Source organism: Paraburkholderia sp. PREW-6R, assembly GCF_039621805.1.
Taxonomy (GTDB): domain Bacteria; phylum Pseudomonadota; class Gammaproteobacteria; order Burkholderiales; family Burkholderiaceae; genus Paraburkholderia.
Map to the genome: position 1 here is coordinate 403601 of NZ_CP155074.1, position 17646 is coordinate 421246.

General features: G+C 63.3%; 15 protein-coding genes. 8 read left to right on the forward strand and 7 right to left on the reverse strand.

Translation table 11 applies throughout. From position 1 onward, the window contains the following. Positions 1-21: 21 nt before the first annotated feature. The 5 genes from AAGS40_RS17130 (at position 22) to AAGS40_RS17150 (ending at position 4275) form a co-directional block, all read left to right on the forward strand. Positions 22-1206 carry a thiolase family protein gene (locus AAGS40_RS17130; protein WP_345815975.1) on the forward strand — a complete coding sequence of 395 codons (1185 nt, stop codon included), beginning with the start codon at positions 22-24 and terminating at the stop codon, positions 1204-1206. Positions 1207-1411: 205 nt separating this feature from the next. Continuing rightward, positions 1412-1801, forward strand: a complete 390-nt coding sequence (locus tag AAGS40_RS17135) for a cytidine deaminase (protein ID WP_345815976.1) — start codon at positions 1412-1414, stop codon at positions 1799-1801. Then, the gene (locus AAGS40_RS17140) at positions 1798-2763 is read left to right on the forward strand and encodes a nucleoside hydrolase (protein ID WP_345815977.1); all 966 of its coding nucleotides are present in this window, start codon (positions 1798-1800) and stop codon (positions 2761-2763) included. The genes AAGS40_RS17135 and AAGS40_RS17140 overlap by 4 nt, the downstream gene beginning before the upstream one ends. A gap of 216 nt (positions 2764-2979) precedes the next feature. Continuing rightward, the gene (gene panE / locus AAGS40_RS17145; protein WP_345815978.1) at positions 2980-3915 is read left to right on the forward strand and encodes a 2-dehydropantoate 2-reductase; all 936 of its coding nucleotides are present in this window, start codon (positions 2980-2982) and stop codon (positions 3913-3915) included. A gap of 60 nt (positions 3916-3975) precedes the next feature. Next, positions 3976-4275 (forward strand): hypothetical protein, encoded by a 300-nt coding sequence (locus AAGS40_RS17150; protein ID WP_345815979.1) that lies wholly within the window; start codon positions 3976-3978, stop codon positions 4273-4275. A gap of 125 nt (positions 4276-4400) precedes the next feature. Here AAGS40_RS17150 and AAGS40_RS17155 read toward each other — a convergent pair whose 3' ends face one another. The 7 genes from AAGS40_RS17155 to AAGS40_RS17185 form a co-directional block, all read right to left on the reverse strand. Further along, positions 4401-5999, reverse strand: coding sequence for an OprD family outer membrane porin (locus tag AAGS40_RS17155; protein ID WP_345815980.1), 1599 nt, complete (start codon positions 5997-5999; stop codon positions 4401-4403). Between the two features lie 181 nt (positions 6000-6180). Next, a complete protein-coding gene (locus AAGS40_RS17160) occupies positions 6181-7227 on the reverse strand; it encodes an oligopeptide/dipeptide ABC transporter ATP-binding protein (protein WP_345815981.1) in 1047 nt (348 codons plus the stop codon). Further along, a complete protein-coding gene (locus AAGS40_RS17165) occupies positions 7224-8216 on the reverse strand; it encodes an oligopeptide/dipeptide ABC transporter ATP-binding protein (protein WP_345815982.1) in 993 nt (330 codons plus the stop codon). The genes AAGS40_RS17160 and AAGS40_RS17165 overlap by 4 nt, the downstream gene beginning before the upstream one ends. Position 8217: 1 nt before the next feature. Continuing rightward, positions 8218-9132 carry an ABC transporter permease subunit gene (locus tag AAGS40_RS17170; RefSeq protein ID WP_345815983.1) on the reverse strand — a complete coding sequence of 305 codons (915 nt, stop codon included), beginning with the start codon at positions 9130-9132 and terminating at the stop codon, positions 8218-8220. A 3-nt stretch (positions 9133-9135) separates the two neighbouring features. Continuing rightward, positions 9136-10074: an ABC transporter permease subunit gene (locus tag AAGS40_RS17175; protein ID WP_345815984.1), complete on the reverse strand. Its 939-nt coding sequence runs from the start codon at positions 10072-10074 to the stop codon at positions 9136-9138. A 16-nt stretch (positions 10075-10090) separates the two neighbouring features. Continuing rightward, the gene (locus tag AAGS40_RS17180; RefSeq protein ID WP_345815985.1) at positions 10091-11707 is read right to left on the reverse strand and encodes a peptide ABC transporter substrate-binding protein; all 1617 of its coding nucleotides are present in this window, start codon (positions 11705-11707) and stop codon (positions 10091-10093) included. 174 nt (positions 11708-11881) lie between these two features. Then, positions 11882-12454, reverse strand: a complete 573-nt coding sequence (locus AAGS40_RS17185; RefSeq protein ID WP_345816605.1) for a cupin domain-containing protein — start codon at positions 12452-12454, stop codon at positions 11882-11884. Positions 12455-13375: 921 nt separating this feature from the next. Here AAGS40_RS17185 and AAGS40_RS17190 point away from each other — a divergent pair. From AAGS40_RS17190 to AAGS40_RS17200, 3 genes are all read left to right on the forward strand, one after another. Further along, positions 13376-14917, forward strand: a complete 1542-nt coding sequence (locus tag AAGS40_RS17190; protein ID WP_345816607.1) for an oligopeptide:H+ symporter — start codon at positions 13376-13378, stop codon at positions 14915-14917. A gap of 282 nt (positions 14918-15199) precedes the next feature. Next, positions 15200-16699: a PLP-dependent aminotransferase family protein gene (locus tag AAGS40_RS17195; protein WP_345815986.1), complete on the forward strand. Its 1500-nt coding sequence runs from the start codon at positions 15200-15202 to the stop codon at positions 16697-16699. Between the two features lie 425 nt (positions 16700-17124). After that, positions 17125-17577: an HU family DNA-binding protein gene (locus AAGS40_RS17200; protein ID WP_345815987.1), complete on the forward strand. Its 453-nt coding sequence runs from the start codon at positions 17125-17127 to the stop codon at positions 17575-17577. The last annotated feature ends 69 nt before the right edge of the window (positions 17578-17646 follow it).

Genomic DNA, 17646 nt, shown 5'->3' on the forward strand with positions numbered 1-17646 from the left:
TCGACCTTGTGGAGAGAAGCGATGAGTACACGAGAAGTAGTGATCTGCAACCCAGTGAGAACGCCGATCGGCGCGTTTGGCGGCTCGCTGAAAGATGTGCCCGCAACGGATCTCGGCGCAGTGGTCGTGCGGGAGACGCTGCGCCGCAGCGGGCTCGACCCGGCGGCGCTGTCATCGGTCGTGATGGGCAACGTGGTCCAGGCCGGCAACAAAATGAACCCGGCCCGCCAGGCGGCGATTGGCGGCGGCGTGCCGGTGGCGGTGCCGGCGCTGACGGTCAACCGCGTGTGCGGGTCGGGCGCGCAGGCGGTAGCTTCGGCGGCACAGGAGATCCTGCTCGGTCTCGGTGACGTGGCCGTGGCGGGCGGCATGGAGAACATGGACCGCGCGCCGTATCTGCTGGACGGCGGCCGCTGGGGTTATCGGATGGGCAGCGCGCAGATTCACGACAGCCTGCTGCGCGACGGCCTGAACGACGCGTTTTCCGGCGAGCACTCGGGCTGGCATACGGAAGATCTCGTGACGCAGTTCGACATGACGCGCGAAGCGCAGGACCGTTGGGCCGCGCGTTCGCAGCAGCGGTTTGCGCAGGCGCAAGCGCGCGGCGATTTCGACGCGGAAATGGTGAGCGTCGAGACGCAAGGGCGCAAGGGTCCGCAACGGTTCGAGCGCGACGAGCAGCCGCGCCCCGACACCACCGTCGAGACACTGGCAAAGCTGCGACCTGCGTTTCGTCCGGACGGCACGATCACGGCGGGCAATGCGCCGGGGTTGAACAGCGGCGCGGCGGCGATGCTGATCGCCGAGCGCGGCTTCGCGCAAGCGCGCGGCATCGAGCCGTTCGCTCGCCTCGTGGCCTATGGCGTCGCGGCAGTCGAGCCCAGCCTGTTCGGCCTTGGCCCCGTGCCGGCCGTTCAGATGGCATTGGCGCGAGCCGGCTGGCAACTGAAAGACGTGGAGCGCTTCGAGATCAATGAGGCGTTTGCCGCAGTGCCGATCGCAGTGGCAAAACGGCTTGGCATTGCGGATGAGCTGATCAACGTACAGGGCGGTGCGATTGCGCATGGTCATCCGATTGGCGCGACCGGTGCGGTGCTGACCACGCGGCTGTTGCATTCGATGCGGCGTGACGGCATTCAACGCGGCATGGTGACATTGTGCATTGGCGGCGGTCAGGGGATTGCGCTGGCGTTGGAACTCGTGTGAGCGCGCCGACGCCGCCTTAAAGTCTTTCCGCCTTGCATCGCTTTCGTTTAGCATCGGTGCCACTGTCACATGAAGATCAGCAGACATGGCACTGATCGCTCGAAGTCTGTTGATAGTGCAGTCCCGTGCGCGGTGCTCCCGAATCTGATGAGCGCCGCGCTTGCATGGCATGTCGATGACGCTGCATTGAAGCGAGGGTGGCTGGATGAACATGGAAGAACTGCTGGAACGCGCGGGTGTTGCGCGGGAAAAGGCGTACGCGCCGTACTCCACATTCAGCGTGGGCGCCGCGTTGCTGACTCAGGACGGCAAGGTTTTCGACGGGTGCAATGTCGAGAATGCGTCCTATGGTCTGTGCAATTGTGCGGAACGTACCGCGTTTTTCAGTGCGATTGCCGCGGGCTATCGGCGCGACCAGTTCGCCGCGTTAGCCGTGATTGGCGACACCGACGGTCCCATCGCGCCGTGCGGTGCATGCCGCCAGGTGATCATCGAGCTGGGCGGCCCGGAGTTGGCCGTCCGCCTCGGCAATCTTCACGGCGCGACACGCGACACCACCGCGGCTGAACTACTGCCGCACGCGTTCTATCTATGAGCATGCACAGGGTCATCTACGACACCGATCCCGGCGTGGACGACGCGATGGCGCTCGTCTTCCAGGCACTGCATCCGGACATCGAATTGCTGGGCCTCACGAGCGTGTTCGGCAACGCCACGATTGAAACCACCACGCGCAACGCGCGCTTTCTTGCTGGCCGGTTTGCGCGAGGCGTGCCGGTTGCGCAAGGTGCGGGGGCGCCGCTCAAACGGGCCGCGCCCGAACCGCTCGCGTGGATTCATGGGGACAACGGCCTCGGCAACATCACGCTCGATTCTGCCGACGTAGCGCCACTCGACCCGCGTCCGGCTCACCGGTTCATCATCGACACGGTGCGCGCGCATCCGGACGAAGTCACGCTGATCGCCGTGGGGCCGCTCACGAATCTGGCGCTCGCGCTCGCGGACGATCCACAGGTCGCGTCGCTCGTCAAACAGGTGGTGATCATGGGCGGCGCGTTCGGCACTAACGGCGTGCTCGGCAACGTCACGCCCGCGGCGGAAGCAAACATGCTCGGCGATCCGGACGCCGCCGACGCCGTCTTCGGCGCGCATTGGCCGGTGACGATCGTCGGTCTCGATGTCACGCAGCGCACGATCATGAGCCATGCCTATCTGGCGTCGGTTCGCGACCGCGGCGGCGCGGCGGGCCAGTTCGTATGGGATGTGTCGCGGCACTATGAAGCGTTTCACGAGCAAAGCGCACAATTGGCGGGGATCTACGTGCACGATTCGTCCGCAGTGGCTTATGTGCTGGCGCCGCATCTCTATTCGACCCGCAGCGGCCCGGTGCGGGTTCTGACGGATGGCATGGCCGTGGGACAAAGCATCCAGAAGCCGTCCAGCATGCCTGTCCCCGCGCCGGATTGGGACGGCCGACCGGAATGCAACGTATGTCTCGACGTTGACGTGCCGGGCATGCTTGCGCTTTACGAGCGCACCGTTTGCGGTGAGCTTTAAGCAGCCACAAGGTGACGATGCAAAAGAGGCCAGGAGCGCAGGGTCCGGGATTGATCTGACGTGACACACGTTGCGTTGCAACATGCAATGCGGCGGGGCGCGGCGCTGTCGGCCGCCAATCTTTGCTACATTGCTGCACACGCACTGCGCACGCGTCAGCATGTCTTTTTCGCCGCGGCGCGGCCAGCGCGAACGCTATTCATCAAGAGGTCAGAGATGCGAATTCTAGTGGTAGGGGCGGGCGCCGTAGGTGGCTATTTCGGCGGACGGCTCGCCGAGGCGGGACGGGACGTGACGTTCCTCGTGCGGCCGGGACGAGCGAAGAAACTCGAGCAGGACGGTCTGGTCATTCACAGCGCGCGCGGCGACTTCACGCTGCGCGACGTGAAGACGATTCTTGCCGGCGTGAAGGCCGAGCCGTTCGATCTCGTGTTGCTCAGTTGCAAAGCCTATAGTCTCGACGACGCAATCGACTCGTTTGCGCCGTTGGTCGGCGAATCGACGATGATTCTGCCGATGCTCAACGGCATGCGCCATATCGATGTGCTCACGGAGAAGTTCGGCGCCGCGCGCGTGCTGGGAGGTCAGTGCGTGATTGCCGCGACGCTCAACGCCGAGCAGCAGATCCAGCATCTCAATGAGATGCATGCGATCACCTTCGGCGAACTGGAGGGCGGTACATCGGAACGTGTGCAGGCTGTGGCCGGCGTGATGGCGGACGCAAACTTCGATACGCTGGTGAGCGAAAATATCCTTCTGCGCATGTGGGAAAAGTGGGTGTTCCTGGCCACGCTCGCGGCCAGCACGTGCTTGATGCGCGGTGCGATCGGCGATATTCTGGCTGCGCCCGACGGCAAGCGTGTGATCGAAAACCTGCTCGGGGAATGCCGGGCGGTCGCCGAGAGCAAAGGCTTCACGATGGGGCCCGACTTCGACGCGCGCGCTACGCAAACGCTGCTGACGCCGTCGCCGCTTACGGCTTCGATGTTGCGCGACGTCGAAAATCATTCTCACACCGAGGCGGATCACATTCTCGGCGATCTGATCTCGCGCGGCGGCGACGCGCAAAAGGGCGAGCACGGCCTGTCGCTGCTACGTATCGCCTATAGTCATCTGAAGACGTACGAAGCAAGGCAGGCCCGCACATCGTGACGTGGGCCGCCCTGGACCAGCGAGCCGGTCTTCACGCAGCCTAACGATCGGAGGTGAAGCATGCCGAGCCCAACCGGATCGGTGCCCGCTTTAAGCGCCGCGTCGGCCACCGTCTTTTCGATCGGCATTGTTTTTCTCGGCTACTGGGGCATGTATGAGCCTAGTCGATGGCGCGCCGCCGACAATGTCGTGTTCGGGTTCGCGCTGCTGGGTTTCGGTTGCCTCGGACTGGTGCCGTGGGTTGTCACGTCACCAGTCGAGGCCGACGGCAACGACAAGCCGGTGCGCATTGCACGACACATGTTTCTCGCGGGCGTCGCGTCGATCTGGCTCGCGGTGGCGTTGTCCGTGATCTTGTAGTGGTACCGCTGCGCGCGCTAATGCCTACAGCAGAGCAGTACAAATCGCGGCGCGTCACGCCGCGGTGAATGCCAGGGTGGCGCCCGGTCTGGATCACCAGACCTGCGGCGCCGCAACCATTCCGGTTAGAACACCTTCACCGGCACGTTCACCACGAGCCGGTATTCCATGTTGTTGCCATCCGAGTAATGCGCTGTGCTCGTATGCCACATCGCGATGAACGTTATCTTCGTATCCTTGAAGCGCCCGCTTTGCAGCGTGTAGCTCGGAATGAAACCGAATTCGTGATGGTGGCCGTGCACCGGCTCGCCGTTTTTCCAGTACAGGTCATGAAGCGGTGCCGACGGCGACGCATTCTCCGCGGCGCCCGCCGACGCATCCGCGTTCCATCCATACTCGCCCCAGAACATTGCTTTCAGCCCCGGCACGCCGGCATATTTGCCGTCGAACGTGTAGCGCAGTTGCAGCGACTGCTCGTGCGGCGCGTTGTAGTCCACGTCCATCGAGTTTGTCAGGTAAATGCCGTTGGTCTCGTTGACGTAGTCGAAGAACTGGTCGCCCAGCACCTGCTGATAGCCGAGCAGCAGCGCGTGCGGCCCATGCTGCGCGGAGACCGACAGGCTGTATGCGTTGCTGTTGATATGCCCCTGGCGTGACGCGCCCGTGTCGTGTGTCGAATAGATATTCGCGAGGCCGCTCCACTTGATCGTGGCCGGATCACCGAACGATTGCGCGACCGAGCCGTAGTACTGACGCCAGACGTCGTCGGCCTGATCGACGTAGAGCGCCATTTCGCCGTTCTTCGCGTAGTGCCATGTGCCGCCAAGGTACGTCAGCCGGTCGATCCGCGTGCCGCCGTACGACGTGGTGAGGTTGGTCAGGTTCGTGTGGCCGCGCGCATCGACTTTGGTGAAACTGCCGGCCTCCAGCGTGGTGTGGGCCAGATCGTTGCTCACGAGCGAAACGCCGAGGAAGGTCGGCGGCAGCGCGCGATTGTCGTGCGGTTCGAGAAACGGATTCGCGACTGTTTGCAGACCGTATTTGACGACCGTCTCCGAAATGCGTCCCTTGATGTCGTACATGCCCGGATAAGCCCACGCGAGCTGCTGCGAGCCGCCGCCGTCCTTGCCCACGTGCACCATGTTGCCCGCGCCGTTGCCGCCGTCGAGCGTGAGCGCGCCGAACAGCGACGCGTCCACGCCGAAGCCGACCCGCCCTTGCGTAAAACCGGATTCGTAGTTGGCCTGAACGCCCTGAATCCACGCATGACGGTAGATCGTGTTCGGCGCCTGGAAGTAGTCGGCGTAGTTGCGCAATTGCAGGTTCACATGACTGTCTGCGATAAAGCCCTTGCTCGCCGCCTGGCTCGACGGCGGCGAGGGCGGCTCGACGGTCTGATTCGCCTCCGCATTGACGAGCGCATTCGTGGTGTCGGGTTGATCGTTGCGAATCTGTCCGCCCTCGTCCGCGCGACGCTTACCGGGAGCCGGAGCAGGGTTGGCCTGCGCGACGGTTGTCGCAGACATGCCGTGGGCGGGGGACGACAACGTTTGCGCGAGCGGCGGAGCCGTGGCTGCGCCGGGGACGGGCTGCGAAACCTGAATGACGCCATCGTCGGCATAGACGCTCGTGGCGACAGTCGAGGCAGGAAGGGTGAGGGCGCAGAAAAATACGATGGAGGCTCCGGACTTTTTTGTCCGTTTTTTTGTTCGGCTATCTTTCATTGGTACGTCTCTGATTATTGTGGTGATACTTTGGCTGGCGATTTGCCAGTCCACGCAGTTCGCCCGTTCTGCGCGAGCGCAGAGCGAGCGAATTCATCGGCGCAGCGGCCCGCTGCGCCGGTAAAACGGTTTTATTGTGTGTGGAAGTTTTCTGTTTCTAGCGAACCACCCGCAGTGATACTCAGGAAGCTTCGTTTACGCGAATGCACGCCACACGTGTAGCGTTCGCACCGTGCGTGACGGGCTGAGGAATGTTCACGGCGCACGCATCGATCGCATCCGGGCAGCGCGTGCGGAACGCGCAGCCGGAAGGCGGACTCAGCGGCGAGGCAATCTCGCCACGCAACAGCAGATGACGGCGCGCGCGCTCCACGGCCGGATCAGGCACCGGCACGGCGGACAGCAACGCTCGTGTATAGGGATGACGCGGCGTGCCGTACACTTCGCGCTTGTCGCCGAACTCCATCACGCGCCCGAGGTACATCACCAGCACGCGGTGGCTGATTGCCTTGACCACCGCGAGATCGTGCGCGACGAACAGCAGCGAGAGCGACAGTTCGCGTTGCAGGTCGCGCAGCAGGTTGACGATCTGCGCCTGGATCGACACGTCGAGCGCGGAAACGGGTTCGTCGCAGATCACGAGTTGCGGCTCGCCGATCAACGCGCGCGCAATGCCCACACGTTGACACTGGCCGCCCGAAAACTCGTGCGGATAGCGGCGCAGATGCTGCGCATTCAGGCCGACGCGTTCGAGCATGGTCAGCACGCGCCGCTGCATGTCGGCACGCGCAATGTTCTGGCCGTGCGTGAGCAGCGGTTCGGCGACGATCTGTTCGATCGTCATACGCGGATCGAGCGAAGCGAGCGGGTCCTGAAAAATCATCTGCACGTCGCGACGCAAGAGCGACGTGTCGCGTTTCGCGCCGGCTTTCGTGGGGGCTCCGGCGTTGCCTAGTACCGTTTCGTTGCCGCGCCAGCGCACGCTGCCGCTCGCCACCGGCGCGAGTCCGATGATCGCGCGGGCGAGCGTGGATTTTCCGCATCCCGACTCGCCTACGAGGCCCACCGTTTCGCCGCGCCGGACATCGAACGACACGCCGTCCACCGCGCGCAGTGTGGCTTTTCCGGACCACGGAAAGCCGCCGCGCGGCACGCCGAACTGCACCTTGAGATTATCGACCGACAGCAGCGTCGCCGCGTTCTGGCCTGCAATGGAAGTGGCGATCATACGTGTTGGACCTCGATGATGTCCGCCACAGGTCTATGGCAGGCGCGTAGCGCGTCCGCGCTTTGTGCGGGAGTGAGGGACGGACGCGACTCGCGGCAACGTTCGATGCAATACGCGCAGCGCGGCGCGAATGCGCAGCCGGCGCCGACTTCGCCCGGCAGCGGCGGATTGCCGGGAATGGTTTGCAGCGGACGGTCGTCGTCATCGGTCAGACGCGGCAGCGCGTTCAGCAGGCCGAGCGTGTACGGATGCGTCGGTGCGGCGAACAACGCGGCGGCGCTCGCCTGCTCGACGGTCTGGCCCGCGTACATCACCATCACGTCGTCGCATAGCCCCGCGACGACGCCCATGTCGTGCGTGATCAGAATGATTGCGGTGCCGCGCTCGCGATTGAGCTCACGCAACAGTTCGATGATCTGCGCCTGGACGGTGACGTCGAGCGCGGTGGTAGGTTCGTCGGCGATCAGGATTTCCGGTTCTGAAAGCAGTGCCATGGCGATCATCACGCGCTGCCGCATGCCGCCCGAAAATTCGTGAGGATACATGCCGATGCGCCGCGCGGCGTCCGGAATGCGCACCGATTCCAGCGTTTCGATCGCGCGGCGGCGCGCGTCGCGACGCGACATCTTGCGGTGCAGTTGCAGCGTTTCCGTCATCTGCCGCTCGATCGTCAGGAACGGATTGAGCGAGGTCATCGGGTCCTGAAAGATCATGCCGATGCGGTCGCCGCGAATCCTGTTGAGCGCCGCTTCGTTCAGCGTCAGCAGGTTTTCGCCGCGATACGTGGCCGTGCCCGACACCTTGCCGTTGCCGGCGAGGAGGCCAAGCAGCGCCATCACGGTCTGGCTCTTGCCCGAACCGGATTCGCCGACAATGCCGAGCGTGCGGCCGGCTTCGAGCGAAAACGATACGCGTTGCACCGCGTCGACGGGCGCGCCTTCGCGGCGTGTGAATCGCACGCTGAGGTCGTTGACTTCGAGTAGCGCCATGTCAGCGGTCCTTCGGATCGAAAGCGTCGCGCAAGCCGTCGCCGACGAAGTTCACGCAATAGAGCGTCACGCACAACATCACGGCGGGGCAAAGCAGCAGCCACGGCATGGATTCGAGCTTCTGCGCGCCGTCCTGGATCAGCACGCCCCAGCTCGTCATCGGTTCCTGCACGCCGAGCCCGAGGAACGACAGCACGGATTCCGTCAATACGATATTGGGCACCGTGACGCTCGCGTACACCACGACCACGCCGAACAGATTCGGCACGATGTGACGCGCGATGATCGAACGCGAACTCACGCCGATCGCGCGCGCGGCGTCGATGAATTCGCGCGACCGCAGCGACAGCGTCTGGCCGCGCACCACCCGCGCCATGTCGAGCCATGAAAATGCGCTAATGGTGAGCACGACCAGATAGAACGCGCGGCCGAACATCGTCATCATCAGAATGGCGATCAGCATGTAGGGGATGGCGTACATCATGTCGACGATCCGCATCATCACCGCATCCACGCGGCCGCCGAGGTAACCGGCGGTCGCACCATACGCGACGCCGATCAGCCCCGAGACCAGCGTGCCGAGCAAGCCGACTTCGAGCGACACGCGCCCGCCTTGCAGCGAACGCGCGAGCAGGTCGCGGCCCAGTTCGTCGGTGCCGAACCAGTGCATGTTCTGCCAGGTGGGCGCGAGGCTGATGGCGCCCCAGTCGCTGTCGACCGGATTGTTCGGCAGGAACCACGGGCCCGCCACGCACGCGATCACGATCAGCATCAGCAGCACGAAGCCGGCGAACGCCGCGCGATTGCGCACGAAGCGCCACGCGGCGGTGGCAAGCGGGCCGCGCGAGCGCGGCGCCCGCGCAATGGCCGCGAGCGGATCAAGCGCCGCGGTGGTCGATTGAATGGAGCGGGGCATGGATCAGTACCGGATACGCGGATCGAGCCACGCATACGCGAGGTCGACCAGCAGATTGAACAGCACGGCCACGGCAGTGGTCAACACGACGAGGCCGAGCACGAGCGTGTAGTCGCGATTGATCGCGCCGTTGACGACCAGCTGACCGAGACCCGGCAGCGCGAACACGGATTCGGTGACGACCGCCGCGGTGATCGACGAAATGCAGATGGAGCCGAGCAGCGAGACGACCGGCATCAGTGCCGGTTTCATCGCATGACGCAGAACGATCGTGCGGCCCGGCAGGCCCTTTGCACGCGCGGTTCGAATGAAGTTGCCCGACAGCACTTCGATCATGCTGCCGCGCATCACACGCGCAATCCCGGCCACGTTGATGATGACGAGCAGCACGATCGGCAGCACGCGGTAGCGCCACTCGCCTTCGCCCCATCCGCCGGCGGGCAGCCAGCCGCGCCCCTCGGATGTTTTCAGCAGGATGGCGAAGACCCACACGAGCACCGGACCCAGCACGAACGGCGGCACCACGTTGCCGATATTGCCGAGCACCATCACGAAGTGGTCGATGAAGCGGTCGCGCCGCACGGCCGCCAGCGTGCCGAGCGCGACTCCGATCACGAGCGCGATCGGCACCGACACGCCGCCGACGCCGAGGCTGACCGGCAGCGCCTTTAACACCAGATCATTGACGGTCCAGTCGGCGTAACGGAACGACGGTCCCAGATCGCCATGCAGCAGCGAACCGAGGTAGTGCACATATTGCAGCCACAGCGGCTCGTCCAGATGATATTTGGCGTTCAGGTTCGCCATGACGGCCGCCGACAGTTGCTTCTCGGTGTCGAACGGGCCGCCCGGTGTGAGGTGCAGCAGCAGATAGCACGCGGTGATCACGGCGAGGATCGTCGGAATCGCCCAGAGCGTGCGGCGCAGCGTGTAAGCCAGCATGACGGTGCTCCCGCGCTTAGTGCTTGATCAGGTACATGTCCTGCGTCGCGCGCTGGTCGACGTAGTTGGTCGACGTATAGCCGCCCACGTACGGCTTGACGAGACGGTCGGCCGAATACTGGAAAAGCGGCACGAGCGGGTAATCGTTCATTGCCAGATCGTGCGCCTGCGTGAGCAGCGCGGTGCGTTTGCCGTCGTCGAGTTGCTGATTGGCTTCGTCCACCAGCTTGTCGACTTGCGGGTTGCAGTAGCGCTGATCGTTCTGCACGCTGTTGCAGCGTATCAGGTCGAAATACGACATGGCGTCGTTGTAGTCGACGAACCAGCCGTCGCGCGAAGCCTGCACCTTGCCGTCGTGACGCTGCTTGAGCAGCACCTTGTATTCGACGTTTTCGAGTTTGGCATTTACGCCGAGCTTGGTGCGCCATTCGGACGTGGCGAAGAGCGCGACCTTCTTGTGCAGGTCGTTGGTGTTGTAAGTCAGCGTGAAGGTGAGCGGCTTCGTGTCCGAGTAACCGGCCTGCTTCAGCAGGTTGCGCGCGTAGTCGACGCGCTTCGCCATCGGCCACGTGGCCCAGTCCGGCTTGAATACCGCCGCGCCTTGCGTGCCCTTCGCGATCAGGCCGTACATCGGCAACTCGCCGTCGGCGGTCAGACGCTGCGTGAGCAGGTCGCGGTCGAGCACCATCGAGAGCGCCTGGCGCACGCGCTTGTCCTTGAACAGCGGGTCTTCGTTATTCAGGCTGTAGTAATACGTGGCGATCTGCAGGCCGGTTTTCAGCTCGGAGCCGAACTGCTTGCTCATCTGCGTGTAGATGCCCGACGGGATCGAATACGTGTAGTCGAACTGACCGGCCTGATACATGCGCATCGCCGTTTCGTCGTTTTCGATCGGCAGGTAGGTCACTTTCGTAATGACCACCTTGCCGGCGTTCCAGTACGTCTTGCTCTTCGTGCCTACCAGACGGTTACCCGGCTGCCAGTCGGCGAGCGTATAGGGTCCATTGCCGACGAAGTTGGCCGGGCGGGTCCAGTCGCCGCCGAATTTCGTCACCACGTCGCGATTGACCGGCGCCATGGTCGGCATGGCGGCCAGTTGCGGGAAGAAGGCAGCAGGCACTTCGGTCGTCACTTCGAGCGTGTACGGGTCGGGTGCGCGCACGGCAAGGCTCGTCAGCGGCTGTTTGCCCGCGAGAATCGCCTTGGCGTTCTTCACGAATTCGACCAGCACCGTGTATTTCGAGCCGGTTTTCGGATCGAGCACGCGCTGCCATGCATAGATGAAATCCTGCGCCGTGACCGGCTGGCCGTTGCTCCAGCGCGCGTCGTGGCGCAGCTTGAAGACCCATGTGTCCGGCCCCGTGCGCGTCCACGATTGCGCGACGCCCGGCACGACCGCGCCCGCTGCGTCGATACGCGTCAAACCTTCGAACAGGTCGAGCGCGATCGTGTTGCCAGTCCACGATTCGATGTGCGCCGGATCGAGCGATTCGGTTTCGGAGGGCACCTGGCGCGTGATCTCCTGACTGGCGGCGAGGGCGACGCCCGCCGGCACATTGACGGCGAACGCGGAAGGAGCAAATGCAAGGACGAGCGCGCTCAGCGCCGCCGCATAGACGAACGGGGTTTTCATCGGTTGAGATCGCAGGAAAGGTCGAGGGGAGAAACGCGCTGGCGCGAATGCGCCCGGTTATCTGCCGTGCTCAGGCCAGGGCGGCCCTTGTTGCTTGTCCGACATGCAGGAATCCTTACATTGCGTAATGCAGGCACTCCGTTGGCCGGTTCAGCCGGTCGAGATGCCTGCCTTTCAAAACAGTCTTGGTGTCCCCACCCAGACGACCACCGACTCGATACGCGCGGTGTTGACCCAGCTGTGCGGCACCGTCGATTCGTAATGCGCGCTGTCTCCTGCGTGCAGCACGAACGTCTTGCCTTCCAGCGTCAACGACACTTCGCCGTCGATCACATACACGAACTCTTCTCCGGCATGCGTGGTGACCTCGGAGCGCTTCTGCCCGGGCGGCATCCTGACGAGGATCGCCTCGAGCTGGCGGCCGCCCGTCACATTGGTCAATCGCGCAAACAGATTGGCCGAGTCCGCAAAGCCGAAAAATCTCAACTGATCGCCACGACTCACGCAGCGTTCTTCGCTGGGTGTGTCGACGAAATACTGCACCGTTACGCCGAGTGCCTGAGCGATGCCGGCCAGCGACGTGATGGACGGCGAGGCGAGACCGCGCTCTACCTGCGACAGAAACGGCTTGGAAAGCCCCGCGGCCGTTGCTGTGTCATCCAGTGTGCGCTTGAGCCGTTGACGCAGCGCGCGGATTTTGCTGCCCAGTTCAAGCGCCGGATTGCTTTTTTGAATTGTCGTGACCATAACAGGAGGAAATAAGCCCGTCAAAATTTGTTTGATAAAAACAAATATGTTTTGATTGCGGTCCGGGCCGGGTAACGGGCCTATATGTCCCCGGGCAAGGACAAACGCTCTATTTTCGAGAAAGCACTCTATATTGCCAGACCCGAAAGAGGGAACTTCAGAAACGGGCGCCGTTCCTCGGAGAAACGGACCAGGCAATGGCAATGTCAGCGGCTGTGCCGGCTCTATCTCGGTATTGATGAAATTTGCATAAGACGAGGAGCAAGCGTATGACGTCAAAGGTGATTTTTATTCTGACGATGTCTGCACGAGACGGTGCAACGCTGCGTAAGCGCGCGTAAGGTGCACCTGGGTCGGTGAATTCCCTGAGTGACGCGGCATGCGTCTATTCGGAGAATCCACCCCGCCCAGTGCAACGGCGTGCGTGTTTAACGGCATGCGCCGCCTTCCGCTGCTTTTCATTCCGCGCCCAGCGATCCTGTGCGACGGAGCTTTGTCCGGCGCGTTTGATCCGAACGTCAGCCGGCATGAGGACATGATTATCGCTACCCCTATCACCTGCAGCGGTCCGTGCCGCTGCCGCCCGTCGTTCCGGCTGCGGTCCGCTCGCAGCGCCCGGCCGGACAAGGCCGATTCCCCCGATGCCTTATCATGGTGGCCGTTCCGCTTGCCGGAGCGCGAGCCCTACAGGTCGCCGCGGACCTCGTCCCCCATCCCAGGCCGTTCCGGCCGTTCAACGCAGGTTTGCGTTGGAACGCCGGTCGCGGCGCCATATTGCGTCGCGCCAGGCGCTTCGGCTCGAGTCGAAGCCGAGACGCGCTTCGAATCGCGCTGGGCCCGCTGATCGTCTTTTTCCAGACGCCGTCTTCGCGCTGCACGCTCTTTCGCGCGGCGCTGCAACTGTTTGACTAGAGGTACATGATGAATTCATCCAACGCACGAGGCGTTCACGTGTCGCAGACCCGTTCGTTTTCGACGGTTTTCCTGATCGAGATGTGGGAACGTTTCGGCTATTACGGGATGGCCGCGCTGCTCGTTCTGTTCATGATCGACAAGCTCGGTTTCGCCGACAGCCACGCCACGCTCACATGGGGCGCGTTCACTGCGCTGGTGTATGCGTCGCCGTCGATCGGCGGCTGGATCGGCGACAAGATTCTCGGCGCGCGTCGCACGATGATCTTCGGCGCGATGGTGCTGGCCGCCGGCTATCTGATGCTGGCGCTGCCCAACGATCAACTCGCTTACATGTACGCGTCGCTCGGCGTGATCGTGGTGGGCAACGGCCTTTTCAAGGCGAACGCCGCGAATCTCGTGCGCCGCATCTATGAAGGCGACGATGCGCGCATCGACAGCGCGTTCACCATCTATTACATGGCGGTCAACATCGGCTCGACCGTGTCGATGCTCGCCACGCCGTGGATCAAGGACCATTGGGGCTGGCACACGGCGTTTGCAGTCTGCTGCGCGGGCATGCTGCTGTCGGTGCTGAACTACTTCGTGATGTTTCGCACGCTCGCGCATATCGGCTCCGCGCCGGACGCCGAACCGGTGCGCTGGAAGCGTGTCGGCGCGGTCGCGCTCGGCGGCATCGTGCTCGGCTCGGCGACCATGTTCGTGCTGCAGCACAAGGCGATCGCGGTTGCGTGCGTGTACACCGCAGGCGTCGCGATTCTCGCGATCTTCGCGTACATGCTGGTGAAATGCGAGCGCTCGGAGCGCTCGGGTCTTTTCGCGGCGCTGATCCTCACCGCGCAGGTGATCCTGTTCTTCGTGTTTTATGTGCAGATGTCCACGTCGCTCACGCTGTTCGCGCTGCGCAACGTCGACCCGCGTTTCGTGCTGTTCGGTCAGACATTGTTCACGTGGAGCGCCGCGCAGTTCCAGGCGCTCAACCCGATCTGGATCATGCTGATGAGCCCGGTTCTCGCGCTGCTTTATACGAAGCTCGCGAGCAACGGCAAGGACGTGCCGGTCGCCGTCAAATACGCGTTTGGGTTTGCGGTCGTGGCGGCGGGCTTTTTCGTCTACGCGGCGAGCGGCAACTATGCGGTGAACGGGCGCGTGTCGTCATGGTTCATGGTCGGCGGCTACGGGTTGTATTCGCTTGGCGAATTGCTGGTGAGCGGCCTGGGTCTGGCGATGATCGCGCGTTACGTGCCGGCGCGCATGAGCGGTTTCATGATGGGCGCTTACTTCGTCGCGACCGGCGTGTCGCAGTATCTCGGCAGCGTGGTCGCCAACTTTGCGCAAATGCCGGCGGGCAATCTGGACCCGCTCGAATCGTTGCCGCTGTACACGAAGCTGTTCACCGGGCTTGGCTGGCTGGCCGCCGGCGGCGCGCTGGTCGCGGTGCTGCTGTTGCCGCTGATGCGCAAGCTCTCGCGTGAGCACCAGCGTTGCAGCGACGAAGCGGCCAACACGTCACGGCAACCGGCGGCGACGAATAGCGTGGTGGCGGAGTAGGGTTCAGGTTTTTGAGGCGGCGGGGCCGGGATCGCGCGTCGCGCCTGTTTTGGTGGAACATTGCTGTTGTGTAATCAGAAAGCGCGCCCTGCATTGCACGGCGCGCTTCTCATTTTCTGAACCTTGCGCGCTGCTCCGGCCGGTTAAGCGCGTCCCGAGTTGTCAAAGGCCGTCCGAGGCCGGTTGGTATCAACCCTATTCGCTACTCGACGCGCTAAGCTGGCGATTTCCTATTGGCCTTTGCAAACGACCGCCAGGCGTTCGTTCGAGGTAACCATCCGCATGGAAATCCACATCTCGATTGAAGGGCGCCACGATCTGTCCGGACAGATCTATCGACAATTGCGCGCCGGTATTCTCGAAGGGCGCCTCGCCGGCGGCACACGCTTGCCGTCCACGCGCGATCTCGCCACGCAACTCGGCGTGTCGCGCAAGACAACGCTCGATGTATTCGAGCGCCTGCTTTCCGAAGGCTATCTGAGCGCGCGCGCCGGGTCCGGCACGTTTGTCGCCGACGGCCTCGAGCGCTTGCCCCTGGAGCGTTCGACCAACGCGGGCGGCGCGGACGCTACGCGTGAGCGGGCCAGGGCGGCCGCGGCGCGCGCACAGCCCATGTGGGACAGTCTGCCCGCCAGTCTGCCGCTGCCTCGACCCTCCGTGCCGTCGCCGCAGGATTTCGTCGGTGGCGCGACGGACAAATCGTTGTTCCCGTTCGACGTCTGGCGCCGCTGCATCAACCATGCATTGCGCGTGCAGTCTCGCGGGCCGGGCATTTATCGCGATGCCGCCGGCGAACAGGAATTGCGCCTTGCGATCTCGCGCTACCTCGCCTTTCATCGCGCCGTGACGAGCAACTGGGACGAGGTGATCGTCACGCAGGGCGCCCAGCACGCGCTCGATCTGATGGCGCGCGTCACGCTGCGTCCAGGCGACATCGCGGCTATTGAAGAGCCGGGTTATCCGCCGGCGCGCGCATGCTTCACCACGACCGGCGCGCGCGTCGCGCCGGTGCCGGTGGATAGCGAAGGACTCATCGTGAGCAAGCTGCCGGACAAGGCGCGGCTCGTTTACGTGACGCCGTCGCATCAATTTCCGCTCGGTATGCCGATGAGCCTGGAGCGCCGCGTCGAATTGCTCGAGTGGGCGCAGAAGCGCGGCGCGGTGATCATCGAGGACGACTACGACTGCGAATACCGTTTCGAAGGACGGCCGATGGAGCCGCTCAAGAGTCTCGATCGCGCCGGTCTTGTCGCCTACGTAGGCACGTTTTCCAAGACCATCTTCCCGGAGTTGCGCGTGGGATACGTGGTGCCGCCGGCATCGCTTTACGGTGCGCTTTTCAAGGCGCGGCAGATCGGCGACTGGCACGGCTGCACGCTCACGCAAACCGCGCTCGCGTCGTTCATGCTGAACGGCGACTTTGCCAAGCATCTGCGGCGCATGCATAAGACTTACGCCGCGCGCCGCGCGATGCTGCTCGACCACCTGTACGGCGATCTTGCGCCGTGGTTCGATCCGATCACGCCTATCGCCGGTATTCATATGGCCGCGCACCTGAAAGCGCCGTTGACGGAAACGGCGGTTGTCAAAGCCGCGCATGACATGTCGATCGGACTCTATGGGCTCGCGCCTTTCTATCAGCGCACGAAGCCACCGGCCGGACTGATCTTCGGCTACGGCAACATTGCCGTCGAGCACATCGACGCTGCGCTCACGCGGCTCGCTACCGTTTTGCCGCGCCTTGCCTCGCAAGCCGGCGCTATGGCAAGCGACGCCGTATGAGCGCTGCAATGAGCTGAGCGTCACGGGCGCTGTCGTCGCTCGCTGCAGCGGCGGTGTGCTTCTGACTCTCGCAAGTCAAGGCGCGAACCGCGGTGCGCGCGATTCACGAAGCTGACTTTTGCCTGCGCATTGTTATCCGCGTGCGTTCGCCCGATTCAGAAAGTGCCTGCACGTAGGCATCGAAATGACTTGTAACCTGAGTTACCTGTTCGTGTTGTGGAATACACGCAGGCGGGTCAAATGCAGTTTTAGCCGCTAAAACAAGGCTCAAAATGAGTTGCGCAGTCTGCGCCGCGCAACACACCGTCGCTGTTATACACAAAAGATTCGCGCAAATCGCCTTGGCACTTGTAGAATCCGCCCTTGGGCGTGCACATACCGTGTGCGCTTCTTGCAATTCACTGACCACAACAGGTAGGAGAAACATGCCGACTTCCGCAAAAAAGGTGGCCAAGAAGGCTGCTGCCCCGGTACCGACCAAGAAGGTTGCTGCAAAGAAAGTCCCTGCGAAGAAGGCCGTCGCAGCTAAGAAGGTCGCCGTGAAGGCGTCCAGCGCACCGTCGCCGATCAAGGACACCTTCACGAAGGCCTCGCTGGCTGCACACGTCGCTGAACGCGCCGCTGTCGAACCGAAAACCGCCAAGGCCGTTCTGGCCGCGCTGGAAGACACGATTCTCGGCGCAGTTCACAAGAAGGGCGCAGGTGAGTTCACGCTGTCGGGTCTTCTGAAGATCGTCGTGCAAGCCGTGCCGGCGAAGAAGCGCCGCTTTGGCAAAGACCCGTTCTCGGGCGAAGAACGCTGGTTCCCGGCCAAGCCGGCTAGCGTGCGTATCAAGGCACGTCCGCTGAAGAAGCTGAAAGACGCTGCTGCGGGCTGATCGCGCTGAGCGCAGCCACGGTTCAAACGTGGTTGACGCTCGCGCCGGGCCGTCGCGCTCGTTGTATTG